We start from the raw sequence: 12,769 nt of genomic DNA on the forward strand, positions 1-12,769 counted from the left end.
GCCCGTCCCAGACTCCGCCATGACCTTCGTAATCGCAGCCGTCAGCGTCGTCTTTCCATGGTCAACGTGACCAACCGTCCCAATGTTGCAGTGCGGCTTCGTCCGCTCGTATTTCGCCTTCGCCATCTTAATCCAGACTTTCTGCTATCCGATTCGCTTGTTTCCTGTATAGACCGAACGTGGGCCTTCGATTGCTTCGGCAGGCAGGGCCTGACCCGGGAAAACCGCGGACCGAACTGGAGCGGGTGATGGGAATCGAACCCACACCACCAGCTTGGAAGGCTGGGGCTCTACCATTGAGCTACACCCGCACACGGATCGACCGCCACTTCTCTATCTATGTGCTCCGGCCAGGTTGGTGGAGGAGGTTGGATTCGAACCAACGTAGGCGAAGCCAACGGATTTACAGTCCGTCCCCTTTAACCACTCGGGCACTCCTCCGAAGGATCGCCGGGCACACGATAGAGCGGTGATCTATGTTGATTCATAGACCGCCTGTCAACCGTAAACATGACGAAAGATTCCCGTCCGCCCCTGCCCTCCGGCGAGGATGGATTAAGAACCTTGCGTCATGCTGTAAGTTAGGGCTGATAGTAGGCCCCATGAGCCGCAAACGCAAGAAACTCTCACCGGATACCAACCCCTCGCGGACCCAGCACGGCAAGCGCCCAGAGCCCCGCCGGCAGGAGAGAGGCACCCCGTCGCGGCAACGCGACTCGAAACCGCGATCCGGCCTCTGGCTGTATGGCTGGCATGCCTGTCTGGCGGCCCTGGGAAACCCGCATCGGCAGTGCCACCGGCTGGTCCTCTCGGGCGAACCGGAACCCGGCCAGGCCAAGCAACTGGCCGGGCTTTTCGAGCGGCCCGAATTACGCTTGCCGGAACCCGAACAGCTCGACCGGGACGAGATGGGGGCCCTGCTTCCGCCCGGCGCCGTGCATCAGGGAATAGCGCTGCTGACCGCGCCTCTCTCCACCCCGGATCTGCACGAGCTCCTGGACGGCTTGCCCCCGGGGCGGCAAGTGCTTGTGGCCCTCGACCAGGTAAGCGACCCGCACAACGTTGGCGCCATACTCCGTTCGGCGGCCGTCTTCGGCGGCCTGGCGGTGCTCAACACCGAACGGCATGCCCCGGCGGAAACCGGCACCCTGGCCAAGTCTGCCAGCGGCGGCCTCGAGAGCGTTCCCTATATACAGGTCACGAACCTGGCGCGCAGCCTGGACCAGCTGAAAGAGGCAGGTTTCTGGGTCTTCGGACTGGCTTCAGAAGCCAGCGCGCCGCTGCCGGAGGCCGATCTGCCGGAACGTCTCGTCCTGTGCCTGGGGGCGGAGGGCGCAGGCCTGCGCCGCCTGACCCGCGAACGCTGCGACCTGCTGGTCCGCCTGCCGACCCCAGGCAGCCTGCAGGACCTGAACGTCTCCAATGCCGCGGCCGTTGCCCTCTATGAGCTGCTCGCGCGCGGCGCGGAAAATCGGCACGCAGAGACCTCTGGCTAGAAACTGGGCGGCGTGCAGGCCGTTATGACTTCGCATGTCTCCTCGCCCGGATTGCGGAAGCGGTGGGGCACGCGGCTGTCGAAATAGAAGGCCTCCCCGGTCTTCAGGACCCGACGCTGGTCTCCCACCGTCACCTCCAGTTCCCCGCGGATGATCACGCCCGACTCCTCGGCGTCATGGCGCAACAGGGCTTCTCCGGTATCGGCCCCGGGCGCGTAGCGTTCATGCAGGACCTGCATGGCGCGCCCGCGCAGGTCCCGACCGACCTGACGATAGCTGATGTCGCCCCCGGCGATCTCGAAGAGTTCGTCGGCGCGATAGAAGATGCGGCTGCGCGGCGATTGCTCGAGACTGAAGAAATCGGCGAGGCTGATCGGAATGCCGGCCAGCACCTTCTTCAGCATGCCCACCGAGGGGCTGCTCTTGTTCTGCTCGATCAGCGAGATGACCGCGTTGGAGACCCCGGCACGCTTGGCCAGCTCACGCTGGGACAGATTGTGCATCTGCCTGAAATTCCTGAGGCGCTGGCCGACGCCGGGATCGTCATCCTCAAGTCCGTGCATCGTCGGGGCTCCGCTTTAGATCGTTAAATATATTTAACGTATCGAATGACATTCCCAGGATATCATGGGTCTGAAAGTTATTTTGTCAATTTTCCTTATCATGCTATCGTGCCGCCAATTCTGTATCCGAGATGGAGGATCGTCATGGATGGCACAGCTCTGAACGTCAATGCGGATGCCACTCCGAACAACCTTGAGCCCTATTGGATGCCATTCACCTGGAACCGGCAGTTCAAGAAGGATCCCATGCTGGTGACTTCGGCCAAGGGCATGCACTACACCAGCGCGGACGGTCGCGAGATACTGGACGGAACGGCGGGCCTGTGGTGCTGCAACGCCGGCCACGGCCGGGAGAAGATCGTCGAGGCCGTGCAGCAGGTGGTGTCCCACCTGGACTACGCCCCCTCCTTCCAGGTCAGTCATCCCCTGCCCTTCGAGCTCGCCTCGCGCATCCGCTCCATGCTGCCGGGCGATTACGAGCATGTCTTCTTCTGCAATTCCGGATCGGAAGCCGTGGACTCCGCACTCAAGATCGCGCTCGCCTATCACCGGGTGCGCGGCGATGCGGCGCGCACGCGCCTGATCGGACGCGAGCGCGGCTATCACGGCACCGGCTTCGGCGGCATCTCCGTGGGCGGCATCGTCAAGAACCGCATGTTCTTCGGCCCGCTCATGAACGGCGTGGACCACCTGCCGCACACCCATAACCTCGAGCACAACGCCTTCACCCGCGGCCAGCCGCAATGGGGTGCCCATCTGGCCGACGAACTGGAGCGCATCGTTCAACTGCATGATGCCAGTACCATCGCCGCCGTGATCGTGGAACCCGTGGCCGGCTCCACCGGCGTCCTGATCCCGCCGCAGGACTACCTGAAGCGCCTGCGCGAGATCTGCGACCGCCACGGCATCCTGCTGATCTTCGACGAGGTGATCACCGGGTTCGGGCGCCTCGGCAAGCCTTTCGCCACGGAATACTTCGGGGTCAAGCCCGACATCATCACCTGCGCCAAGGGACTGACCAACGGCGTGATCCCCATGGGTGGCGTGATCTGCCGCAAGGGCATCTACGACGCCTTCATGGATTGGGCGGACGAGAGCGGCAATACCATCGAGCTCTTCCATGGCTATACCTATTCGGGTCACCCGGTTGCCGCCGCTGCTGGTCTGGCCACACTCGACGTCTACAATGAGGAAGGGCTGTTCGAACGGGCCAACGAGCTCGCCCCCTACTGGGAGGAGGCGGTGCACTCCCTGAAGGGCACGCGCCATGTCATCGACTTGCGCAACCTTGGCCTTATCTCCGGAATCGAGCTGGAGCCGCGTCCCGGAGCACCAGGGGCGCGCGGCTACGAAGCCTTCAAGCGCTGCTTCGAGAAGGGCCTCCTGATCCGCGTGACTGGCGATATCATCGCGCTTTCGCCGCCGCTGATCGTCGACAAGCCTCAGATCGACCAGATGTACACGACCCTGCGCGAGGTTCTGGAAAACCTCGATTGACGAGGACTTTCCACCACGATGTCCCGGCCCAGCGGCCGGGACATCTTTATTTGAACGTGTCTACCACTGAAGAATGGAGAGAACGGCCATGCTGGTTGGTGTCCCCAGAGAGATCAAAACGAAGGAATTCCGCGTCGGTCTGACACCGACCTCTGTCCGCGAACTGGCTCACAACGGCCATCAGGTCCTGGTGGAAAGCGGGGCCGGCGACGGTATCGGCTTCCCCGACCAGGATTATACCGAGGCCGGCGCCAGCATCGTTGGCACGGCCGCGGAGGTCTTTGAAAAGGCCGAGATGATCGTCAAGGTTAAGGAGCCGCAGCCTCAGGAATGCAAGATGCTGCGCGAGGATCAGGTGCTCTTCACCTACCTGCACCTGGCCCCCGACCTGACCCAGACCCAGGGCCTGCTCGACTCCGGCAGCATTGCCATCGCCTATGAAACGGTGACCGACCGTCACGGCCGCCTGCCCCTGCTGGCGCCGATGAGCGAAGTCGCCGGGCGCATGTCCGTCCAGGTGGGCGCGCATTGCCTGGAGAAGGAGCAACAGGGCAAGGGCGTCCTGCTTGGCGGTGTCCCGGGGGTCAATCCCGCCAAGGTGGTGATCCTGGGTGGTGGCGTTTCCGGCATGAATGCGGCGCGCATGGCCATGGGCATGAGCGCCGAGGTGACCGTAATCGACAAGTCCCTGGAGCGCCTGAACGAACTGGACACCATCTTCGATTCCAGGCTCAACACGATCTATTCAACCGTCGACGCCATCGAGGCCCACTGCGTGGAGGCCGACCTGGTGATCGGCTGCGTGCTGGTGCCCGGTGCCGCCGCCCCCAAGCTGGTGACCCGCAAGATGGTCTCCGAGATGGCGCCCGGCACCGTGCTGGTGGACGTGGCCATCGACCAGGGCGGCTGCTTCGAAACCTCGAAGGCCACCACCCACGACAATCCCGCCTATCTGGTGGACGACGTGGTGCATTACTGCGTGGCCAACATGCCGGGTGCCGTGGCGCGCACGTCGACCCAGGCACTGAACAACGCCACACTGCCCTTCACGCTTGCCCTGGCGAACAAGGGCTGGAAGCGGGCGCTTGCCGAGAACGAACACCTGATGCAGGGCCTGAACGTGGCCCATGGCCAGATCACCTACGCCGCGGTGGCCGAGGCACACGGGATGTCTTCCGTCCGCCCCCAGGAAGCTATCGGTATCTGACACCACTGCCGATTACGGGATCGAGGCCGGTCCGCAGGATGCGGCCGGGCTCTTTCTTACGGCATGAGATCGCGCAGGCGGTACCAGAGCATGGCCAGTGCCAGCATCGGCGTGCGCAGGAACCGCCCGCCCGGGAACGGCTGGTGCGGCAGGCGCGCGAAGATATCGAACCGAGCGGCCTGGCCGCTGATGGCCTCGGCCAGGACACGTCCGGCGATCGCACTGAGGCTCACACCCTGGCCGGAATAGCCCTGAGCGAAATAGACGGTCTCGTCCAGTCGTCCCAGATGCGGCGCCCGATCCATGGTGATGGCCACATAACCGCCCCAGACATAGTCGAAATCGACCTCCGCCAGCTGCGGAAAGACGCGCAGCATGGACCGGCGCATGGCCCGCGGCAGGTCGGGCGGCATCATTGTGGAATAGCTGACCCGTCCCCCGAACAGCAAACGGTGATCCGCGGAAAGCCGGTAGTAGTTCAGTACGAACTTCAGGTCCGCGACGGCCTCGTCGGTTGGGATCAGCTCGGCCGCGCGCGACTCTCCCAAAGGCGGTGTGGCCGCCATGTATGTGCCTACCGGCATGATGGTCCGGGCCAATTCCGGCACCAGTTGGCCCAGATGGGCATTGCAGGCCATCACCAGGAACTTCGCGTGGACCTCGGGGCCGCTCTCCGTCTGTGCGCCGGGACTGGCCCCGCGCTTGATGCGGGACACGGGGGATTGCTCGAAGATCCGCACACCGGCCGTTTCGGCGGCACGCGCCAATCCCAGGCAGTAGGCCAGGGGGTGCAGGTGACCGGCACCGGCATCATGGATTCCGCCTATATAGAGCGGGCTGTTGACATGGCGGCGCGAGTCCTCTGCAGTCGGCACCACTTTCAGCTGGTGATAGTCGTAGTTCCTAGCCCAATCCTCCTGCCAGGCCTCGACATCCCGAAGTTCGCGGGGCCGTTCCGCGGCCAGGTAATAGCCCCACTTCAGATCACAGGCGATATCATGCGTCTCAACGCGGTTCCGGATGATCGTCTTGGCTTCCTCGGCCATGTCGAAGAGCCGCCGTGCGTCTTCGCGACCGACCGCGGCCTCGAGCTTGTCGGTGTAGGCCGAGAACCCGGAACAGACCTGTCCTCCGTTCCGCCCGCTGGCACCCCATCCGATACTGCGTGCCTCGAGCAGAACCACGTCCAGGCCGCGTTCGGCCAGTTCCAGGGCCGTGCTCAATCCAGTGTATCCGCCCCCGATCACGCAGACATCCGCCTGCACGGACTCCTGCAGGCTCGGCCGCAGCGGCGGTACGCTCAGGCTCGCGCGGTAATAGGAATCGATGGCATCCTCGTGTTTCATAAGATACGTTCTGACCCTTAACGGACGAAAAAACAATCATGGCGAACAACAGGGTCGCCCACACGCTCTCCGGGCAGCCCTTCTTCCACAGCCTCAAGCAGACAGAGTTCCCATCATGTCCTTCATAGAAGACTTCCTGCAGGAGAATAACATCGAGGAAGTCGAATGCCTCGTGCCCGACATGGCCGGAATTGCCCGCGGCAAGATCCTGCCGGCCAGCAAGTTCATAAAGGGTTTGCGTAGCAATGGCCTGCGCGTACCGGAATCGATCTTCGTCCAGACCGTCACCGGCAGCTATCCCGAAAACGACGGAGTGACCAACCCAGCCACTTCGGACGTCTATCTGGTGCCCGACGAAGAGACCATGCGGCTGGTCCCCTGGTACGAGGAGCCGACGGCCCAGGTCATCTGCGATCCCTATTACTTCGACCACACGCCGGTGCCGTTTGCCGCCCGCCATGTTCTCAAGCGGGTCCTGAAGCTCTTCCAGGCCAAGAACTACCTGCCTCAGGTCGCGGTGGAACTGGAGTTCTACCTGGTCGACCGCAATGACGATCCCGACTATCCGCTCCAGCCGCCGATCGGCCGCTCGGGGCGTCGCGAAACCTCGCGCCAGTCCTATGGCGTGGACGCCGTCAACGAATTCGACCCCATGTTCGAGGAGGTCTACGACTTCTGCGATGCCCAGCGAGTCGACATCGACACCCTGACCCACGAGGCCGGGGCGGCCCAGATGGAGATGAATTTCAACCACGGCGAGGCCCTGCTGCAGGCGGACCAGGCCTTCCTGTTCAAGCGCACGGTTCGCGAGGCCGGGCTGCGCCACAATGTCTATGCGACCTTCATGTCCAAGCCCATGCAGGGTGAGCCCGGCAGCTCGATGCATATCCATCAGAGCCTGCTCAACATGAAGACGAAGCGTAATGCCTTCGCCAACCAGAACGGCAAGGACAGCCGCCTCTTCCAGGAGTATATCGCGGGATTGCAGCGCTACCTTCCCGCCACCATGCCGCTGTTTGCGCCCTACGTGAACTCCTATCGGCGGCTCATGCCCGACACCGATGCCCCCATCAACACCCACTGGGGCTATGACAACCGGACAGTCGGCCTGCGCGTGCCCCATTCCGGAGTCCAGGACCGACGGGTGGAGAACCGCGTGCCGGGCGCAGACGCCAATCCCTATCTCGCGCTGGCCGGATCGCTTGCCTGCGGATACCTCGGGATGCAGGAGAAGCTTACGCCACGCGCCCCCATCGAGGGCAGCGCCTATCGACTGGCCCATACCCTGCCGCGCACCCTCTATGATGCCCTCAACCGCTTTTCCTCGCATCGCGGCCTGAAGAACGTGCTGGGCGACCAGTTCGTGGCCGCCGTTTCCGCCGTCAAGGATGCCGAGCTGGATGCCTATCAGCAGGTGATCTCCTCCTGGGAACGCGAGCACCTGCTGCAGAACGTCTGAGCCGATTCAGCTTGTTTCCGCGAACACTTCGGCCACCCGGCTCAGGGCCTCCTGCAGTTCGGCGCGGGTCGCTGGGGTGGTCAGGCTGAGCCGCAATCCCTGGGGCACCTCCCGACGTACCGCAAAAGTGCGCGAGGCCACCACTTCGACCTGCCGGCGTCGGCAGCGCTCGGCCATGGCTTCGGCATCCCCCGCTACCGGCAACCAAACATGCGGGGCCGCCGGCAGCTCCGCTCCCATCGGGAGGACCCGCCGGGCCAATTTCCAGCGCGCCGTCATCTCGCCCTTCTGCCACTCCAAACGGCGCTGCACCGTCCCGTCCGCAATCCACAGGCAGGCCAGTTCCAGGGCCAGGGGCGAGAGCAGCCAGGTCGTGGCATGCGTCTCTTCGCGTAACGGCGCGATCAGCGAAGCCGCCCCCGCGATCATGCCGAAGCGCACGCCGGGCACAGCGGCCTTGGACAGACTGGTTACAAGCAGGGACTGCTCCGGCAGATAACCCGACAGCGGAGGGCGATCGGTCAGCGCCCCGTAGACGTCGTCCTCCACCAGGGTCAGCCCGCGTTGCCTTATGACTTCCGCCAGGCTGCGGCAGCGCTCGGCGCCGGCCAGGGCGCCGGTTGGATTCTGCAACAGGGGCACCAGCACCACGACCCGGGCGTCACTCGCCTCGGCGGCTCGGGCCAGCGCCTCCGGCGTACAGCCCTGTGAATCCATGGCCACCGGGACCAGTCGCAAATGCAGTTGCCGGGCAACGGCCTTCATGCCGGGAAAGGTCAGTTCCTCCACCAGGACGGAATCCCCCGGCCGGCAAATGGATTGCAACGCCGCGGCAAGGGCCTGTTGCGCCCCGGCGCAAGGCACGACCGCTGCGGGCGATACCTGCAGCCCGCGTTGTGCCAGCCACTGCGAGCCTGCCACTCCTGCCCGCTCCAGAAGGCGGGGTTCGTGATAGCCTTGGGCGGTTTCCAGATCTCCGCGCGCAATCAGCTCCTGCAGAGCCCCCTCCAGGTCGCGGTTTCCCGGCTGGCGCGCTGGTACGTTGGTGGAAAGATCGAGGCCATGGCGGCTGTCCGGTTCTTTCAGCTTGAACAGTGTGGCCTCTCGGCTTTCCGGCAGGACATAGGTGCCGCGCCCGACCTCCCCGCCCACCAGGTGCCGGCGGGCCGCCTCGCGATAGGCCTGGGTGACTGTGCTGAGATTCACATCGAGGCGCCAGGCCAGGTCGCGCTGTGGCGGCAAACGGTCGCCCGGTCTCAGCTCGCCCTGGGTGACGGCATCCGACAACGCCTCGACGATCGCCAGGTACTTGACGCTGTTCCGTCCCTCGAGTCTCGGTGTCCACATTGTAACCCATACAATATATCTGTTGACCCATACAATTACCCACCGCAGTGTGAAGGTCAAGCTCATGAACGGATGAAGGAAACCGGAATGTTCTCCGCGGCCGATCTCGATCAAGCCGAAACCATCGTGCGGGAGGCCCTGCCGCCCACGCCGCAGATCTGCTGGCCGCAGCTCTCCGCGCGCCTGGGGACCGAACTCTGGGTCAAGCACGAGAACCACACACCGGTCGGCGCCTTCAAGATCCGCGGCGGTCTGGTCTACATGAAGAACCGGCGGGCCTCGGCCGCACCACTGAAGGGGATCGTCAGCGCCACCCGCGGCAACCACGGCCAGAGCCTGGCCTTCGCCGGACAGCGGCACGGCATCTCAGTCACCATCGTGGTCCCGGAAGGCAACTGTCCGGAAAAGAATGCCGCCATGCGCGCACTCGGCGCCCGACTGGTAGAATCCGGCAAGGATTTCGACGAGGCGCGCTCCGTGGCCGCCGAGCTGGCCGAACGCGAAGGCCTGGAAAGCGTGCCCTCCTTCCACCCACACCTCGTTACCGGTGTCGCCACCTATGCCAAGGAGTTCTTTGCGGCCCAACCGGACCTGGACGTCGTCTACGCCCCCATCGGCATGGGCTCGGGCATCTGCGGCCTGATCCGCACACGCGACCTGATGGGACTCTCGACACAGATCGTCGGCGTCGTCACCAAGGGGGCACCGGCCTATGCGCTCTCCTATGAAGCCGGCCGCGTAATCTCCACCGAAAAGGCGGAAACCCTGGCCGACGGCATGGCCTGCCGCCAGCCCATGGACGAAGCGCTGGAGATGGTCCGCGCCGGCGCCGAACGCATGGTCACCCTCGAGGAAGAGGAAATCGCCGACGCCATTCGCGCCTACTACACCGATACTCACAACCTGGCCGAAGGAGCCGGCGCTGCTCCCTTGGCCGCCGCGCTTCAGGAACGCGACAGGCTGGCCGGCAAGAAGGTCGGCGTGGTGCTCTCAGGCGGCAATATCGCGCGCGACCTTCTGGTGCGCCTGCTTTCGCGGGAGGAAACGCCGCGCGCCGCATGACAGCGGTGCCGACGCAGCCCTTTGCATCTTTGTGCGGGCCGGGGCATACTCGCGCTTCTATGTGAGTTCTGGACAATCAGGATGGCCTTCGTCAGTCCCCGTACCCGCCTTTCCGAACTGCTTATTCTCTGCGCCCGGATCGACTACAATCCGTAAGGTGCCGGTTTTCCGCCCGATACCCCCTTCCAACGGAGAACCGGACCCATGACCGAAGAACTGAACCGCAATTCCACTGCGCGCTGGCGCGACCTGGACGTCAGGCATCACCTCAACCCCTTTTCCGACTACAGGACGCTAAAGACCCGCGATGGCGGCAGCCGCATCATCGTGCGCGGCGAAGGCGTGCATCTCTATGATTCCGAGGGCCAGCAAATCCTCGACGGGATGGCCGGCCTGTGGTGCGTCAACCTCGGTTACGGCCGCGAAGAACTGGCACGCAGCGCCTATGACCAGATGCTGGAACTGCCCTACTACAACAGCTTCTTCAAGACGGCGACGCCTCCAACCGTGGAATTGGCAGAGAAGCTGGCGGAACTTGCCCCGGGCGATCTCGACTATGTGTTCTATGGCTCCTCGGGCTCGGAATCCAACGACAGCGTGGTGCGGATGGCGCGCTTCTATTGGCAGAAAGCCGGCAAACCCGAAAAAAGCAACTTCATCAGCCGGACCTATGCCTATCACGGCAGCACCATGGCCTCGGCCTCCCTGGGCGGCATGAAACCCATGCAGCAGGGCTACGGCCTACCGCTCGAGGGCTTCCATCATGTCACGCCGCCCTACTGGTACGATTTCGGGGGCGACCTCTCCCCCGAGGAATTCGGGCTGCAGGCCGCCCGCGCCGTCGAGGAGAAGATCCTGGAACTGGGCCCTGAGACCGTGGCCGCCTTCATCGGCGAGCCGATCATGGGCGCCGGGGGCGTGCTCATGCCGCCGGAAAGCTACTGGCCGGAGGTGCAACGCATCTGCCGCAAGTACGATGTGCTGCTGGTGGCCGACGAGGTCATCTGCGGCTTCGGGCGTACGGGCCATATGTTTGGCAGCGAACGCTTCGGCATCGAACCCGACATGATGACGCTCGCCAAGGGAATCACCTCGGGCTACCTGCCACTGTCCGCCGTCATGGTCAGTGCGCACATCGCCGGCAAGCTGATCGAGCAAGGCGGCGAGTTCGCGCACGGTTACACCTATTCCGGCCATCCCGCGGCCTGCGCCGTGGCGTTGGCCAACATCTCCCTTCTGGAACAGGAGGACCTCGTCCGCCGCACCCACGAGGAAACCGGACCGCACCTCAAGGCCCGGCTCCAGGAGCTTCTGGATCACCCGCTGGTGGGCGAGGTCCGCAGCGAGGGCTTGATCGGGGCGGTGGAGCTCGTGAAGGACAAGCAGGCCCGCAGTCGCTGGGACGACAAGAGCACGGCCGGCCAGATCTGCCGAGACCATTGTTTCGCCAGCAACATCATCCTGCGCGCCGTGCGCGACACAATGGTCTTCAGTCCGCCGCTCATCATAGAGATGTCCCAGATCGACCAGTTGGTCGACGGACTGCGCGCCAGCCTTGACCGGACGGCCGCTGAGCTGGGCCGGGCCTGACGGGAAACCGGTGGCGCTATTGCAGGGTCGGTTCCTCGCCCGGCCGTCCCTCGCCCAGGTCATCCGGAGGATTCTGGCAGGGACTTGCCTGGTGCTGGACCATTTTCCAGCTCTCGTCCTCCTCGACGAAGATGTTCGTCGCCACCAGAACCATGTCCTCTATGACCTCGTAGCAGACAACGACAGCAAGCGTGCCGTAGAAGTGCACATCGGCGCCCCGGCATCTCACGTCCGGCGCCTTGCCGCCCTCCAGGATCGCCTCCCAGCTGGCCAGCACATCGTGCCGTCCGCGCAGCTGGTCCCATCCGGGATGGATGCAGGCGACGGGATGCTGGCTGGACCACAGGTCGGCCATTGCCATCAGGTCACGATTGTTGAAGGCCAGGTAGAAGGCCTCGTTGGCAAACAGCACGGCTTCGCGGCGATGCGGCATCGGGCAATCCGGGCGCAGGTTCTAGATGGACCTACTATCCCCGAAGCGAAGGAATCGCTCAACCATGCGCTGGTTTAAAACACGGTGGGGGATTGTTGCCGTAGTGCAAACAGCCTGATAGGAGAAAGCGGTGTTGGCTTCACCCGCTCTGTGATCGGACTCTTTCCTTGCGGCCTCTGCGACAGCTTTATGACTGGACCCTGCGCCTTTCCGCGCGTCGCGACGCGATGGTGGTGCTCTTCCTGGTCGCCTTCATCGAGGCTTCCGTCTTTCCCATTCCCCCCGATGTCCTGATCCTGCCCATGATTCTGGCCTGTCGCAGCCGGGCCTGGGCCGTTGCCGCCACAGCCACGGTGGGGTCCGTGCTCGGCGGGGTGGCCGGCTATGCCATTGGAGCGTCGCTGTTTGAAAGCCTGGGTGAGCCGATTCTGGCCTTCTATGGCTATCTCGAGGATTTCGCGGAGTTCGCCGCCGCCTACAACGAATGGGGGGCCTGGATCGTGGCCGGGGCCGGCTTCACCCCCTTTCCCTACAAGGTCATAACGATCGCCAGCGGCGTCACCAGCCTCGACCCGGTGGTTTTCATGGTGGCCTCGGTGGTTTCGCGCGGCGCCCGCTTCTTCCTGCTGGCCGTGCTTCTCTGGTACTTTGGGCCGCCGATCCGACGTTTCGTGGAAAAGTACCTGCCGCAATTGGCGGCTCTTTTCTTCATCCTGCTGTTTGGCGGCTTCATTGCTGTACGCTACCTCTTCTGATGTCCGAGTCGCGA

General features: G+C 63.9%; 12 protein-coding genes and 2 tRNA genes. 7 read left to right on the forward strand and 7 right to left on the reverse strand.

Annotated elements, in window-relative coordinates; translation table 11 throughout:
- From ACFOW6_RS00005 to ACFOW6_RS00015, 3 genes are all read right to left on the reverse strand, one after another.
- Positions 1–126, reverse strand: a 126-nt coding sequence (locus ACFOW6_RS00005; protein ID WP_382420996.1) for a GTP-binding protein, incomplete at its 3' end; no start/stop codon positions are given.
- Positions 127–237: 111 nt separating this feature from the next.
- Positions 238–311: transfer RNA gene (locus ACFOW6_RS00010), tRNA-Gly, on the reverse strand.
- A gap of 45 nt (positions 312–356) precedes the next feature.
- Positions 357–441, reverse strand: a tRNA-Tyr gene (locus ACFOW6_RS00015).
- Between the two features lie 161 nt (positions 442–602).
- On the opposite strand from ACFOW6_RS00015, the gene ACFOW6_RS00020 reads away from it, so the two are divergent.
- Positions 603–1,496: a TrmH family RNA methyltransferase gene (locus ACFOW6_RS00020; protein WP_382419869.1), complete on the forward strand. Its 894-nt coding sequence runs from the start codon at positions 603–605 to the stop codon at positions 1,494–1,496.
- On the opposite strand, the gene ACFOW6_RS00025 is transcribed toward ACFOW6_RS00020, so the two are convergent.
- Positions 1,493–2,059 carry a cupin domain-containing protein gene (locus ACFOW6_RS00025; RefSeq protein ID WP_382419871.1) on the reverse strand — a complete coding sequence of 189 codons (567 nt, stop codon included), beginning with the start codon at positions 2,057–2,059 and terminating at the stop codon, positions 1,493–1,495. The genes ACFOW6_RS00020 and ACFOW6_RS00025 overlap by 4 nt on opposite strands.
- 144 nt (positions 2,060–2,203) lie before the next feature.
- Between ACFOW6_RS00025 and ACFOW6_RS00030 the strand changes: the two genes are divergently transcribed.
- Positions 2,204–3,556, forward strand: coding sequence for an aspartate aminotransferase family protein (locus ACFOW6_RS00030; protein ID WP_382419873.1), 1,353 nt, complete (start codon positions 2,204–2,206; stop codon positions 3,554–3,556).
- An 88-nt stretch (positions 3,557–3,644) separates the two neighbouring features.
- The gene (gene ald / locus ACFOW6_RS00035) at positions 3,645–4,763 is read left to right on the forward strand and encodes an alanine dehydrogenase (RefSeq protein ID WP_382419875.1); all 1,119 of its coding nucleotides are present in this window, start codon (positions 3,645–3,647) and stop codon (positions 4,761–4,763) included.
- A 56-nt stretch (positions 4,764–4,819) separates the two neighbouring features.
- Here ald and ACFOW6_RS00040 read toward each other — a convergent pair whose 3' ends face one another.
- Positions 4,820–6,109, reverse strand: a complete 1,290-nt coding sequence (locus ACFOW6_RS00040; protein ID WP_382419877.1) for an NAD(P)/FAD-dependent oxidoreductase — start codon at positions 6,107–6,109, stop codon at positions 4,820–4,822.
- Positions 6,110–6,224: 115 nt separating this feature from the next.
- Here ACFOW6_RS00040 and ACFOW6_RS00045 point away from each other — a divergent pair, with 115 nt between their 5' ends.
- Positions 6,225–7,568, forward strand: coding sequence for a glutamine synthetase family protein (locus ACFOW6_RS00045; protein ID WP_382419879.1), 1,344 nt, complete (start codon positions 6,225–6,227; stop codon positions 7,566–7,568).
- A gap of 6 nt (positions 7,569–7,574) precedes the next feature.
- Here the strand turns inward: ACFOW6_RS00045 and ACFOW6_RS00050 are convergent, their stop codons facing one another.
- Positions 7,575–8,915 carry an aminotransferase-like domain-containing protein gene (locus tag ACFOW6_RS00050; protein WP_382419881.1) on the reverse strand — a complete coding sequence of 447 codons (1,341 nt, stop codon included), beginning with the start codon at positions 8,913–8,915 and terminating at the stop codon, positions 7,575–7,577.
- Positions 8,916–9,002: 87 nt separating this feature from the next.
- On the opposite strand from ACFOW6_RS00050, the gene ACFOW6_RS00055 reads away from it, so the two are divergent.
- Together ACFOW6_RS00055 and ACFOW6_RS00060 are read left to right on the forward strand one after the other, a co-directional pair.
- Positions 9,003–9,977 (forward strand): threonine dehydratase, encoded by a 975-nt coding sequence (locus ACFOW6_RS00055; protein WP_382419883.1) that lies wholly within the window; start codon positions 9,003–9,005, stop codon positions 9,975–9,977.
- 204 nt (positions 9,978–10,181) lie between these two features.
- Complete coding sequence (locus ACFOW6_RS00060; RefSeq protein WP_382419885.1) at positions 10,182–11,567, forward strand: aspartate aminotransferase family protein; 1,386 nt, start codon at positions 10,182–10,184, stop codon at positions 11,565–11,567.
- A 16-nt stretch (positions 11,568–11,583) separates the two neighbouring features.
- Here ACFOW6_RS00060 and ACFOW6_RS00065 read toward each other — a convergent pair whose 3' ends face one another.
- A complete protein-coding gene (locus tag ACFOW6_RS00065) occupies positions 11,584–12,000 on the reverse strand; it encodes a nuclear transport factor 2 family protein (protein ID WP_382419887.1) in 417 nt (138 codons plus the stop codon).
- A gap of 167 nt (positions 12,001–12,167) precedes the next feature.
- On the opposite strand from ACFOW6_RS00065, the gene ACFOW6_RS00070 reads away from it, so the two are divergent.
- Positions 12,168–12,755, forward strand: a complete 588-nt coding sequence (locus ACFOW6_RS00070; protein ID WP_382419889.1) for a YqaA family protein — start codon at positions 12,168–12,170, stop codon at positions 12,753–12,755.
- Positions 12,756–12,769: the final 14 nt, after the last annotated feature.

The organism is Fodinicurvata halophila (assembly GCF_042651425.1).
In the GTDB taxonomy this organism is placed as follows: Bacteria; Pseudomonadota; Alphaproteobacteria; order Kiloniellales; family DSM-21159; genus Fodinicurvata; species Fodinicurvata halophila.

What these genes read in the sequence shown, in the direction of transcription:
- ald (WP_382419875.1), top strand. Translation starts at nt 3,645, where the DNA reads ATGCTGGTTGGTGTCCCCAGAGAGATCAAAACGAAGGAATTCCGCGTC.
- ACFOW6_RS00050 (WP_382419881.1), bottom strand. Translation starts at nt 8,915, where the DNA reads ATGTGGACACCGAGACTCGAGGGACGGAACAGCGTCAAGTACCTGGCG.
- ACFOW6_RS00060 (WP_382419885.1), top strand. Translation starts at nt 10,182, where the DNA reads ATGACCGAAGAACTGAACCGCAATTCCACTGCGCGCTGGCGCGACCTG.
- ACFOW6_RS00040 (WP_382419877.1), bottom strand. Translation starts at nt 6,109, where the DNA reads ATGAAACACGAGGATGCCATCGATTCCTATTACCGCGCGAGCCTGAGC.
- ACFOW6_RS00025 (WP_382419871.1), bottom strand. Translation starts at nt 2,059, where the DNA reads ATGCACGGACTTGAGGATGACGATCCCGGCGTCGGCCAGCGCCTCAGG.
- ACFOW6_RS00020 (WP_382419869.1), top strand. Translation starts at nt 603, where the DNA reads ATGAGCCGCAAACGCAAGAAACTCTCACCGGATACCAACCCCTCGCGG.
- ACFOW6_RS00065 (WP_382419887.1), bottom strand. Translation starts at nt 12,000, where the DNA reads ATGCCGCATCGCCGCGAAGCCGTGCTGTTTGCCAACGAGGCCTTCTAC.
- ACFOW6_RS00045 (WP_382419879.1), top strand. Translation starts at nt 6,225, where the DNA reads ATGTCCTTCATAGAAGACTTCCTGCAGGAGAATAACATCGAGGAAGTC.
- ACFOW6_RS00030 (WP_382419873.1), top strand. Translation starts at nt 2,204, where the DNA reads ATGGATGGCACAGCTCTGAACGTCAATGCGGATGCCACTCCGAACAAC.
- ACFOW6_RS00055 (WP_382419883.1), top strand. Translation starts at nt 9,003, where the DNA reads ATGTTCTCCGCGGCCGATCTCGATCAAGCCGAAACCATCGTGCGGGAG.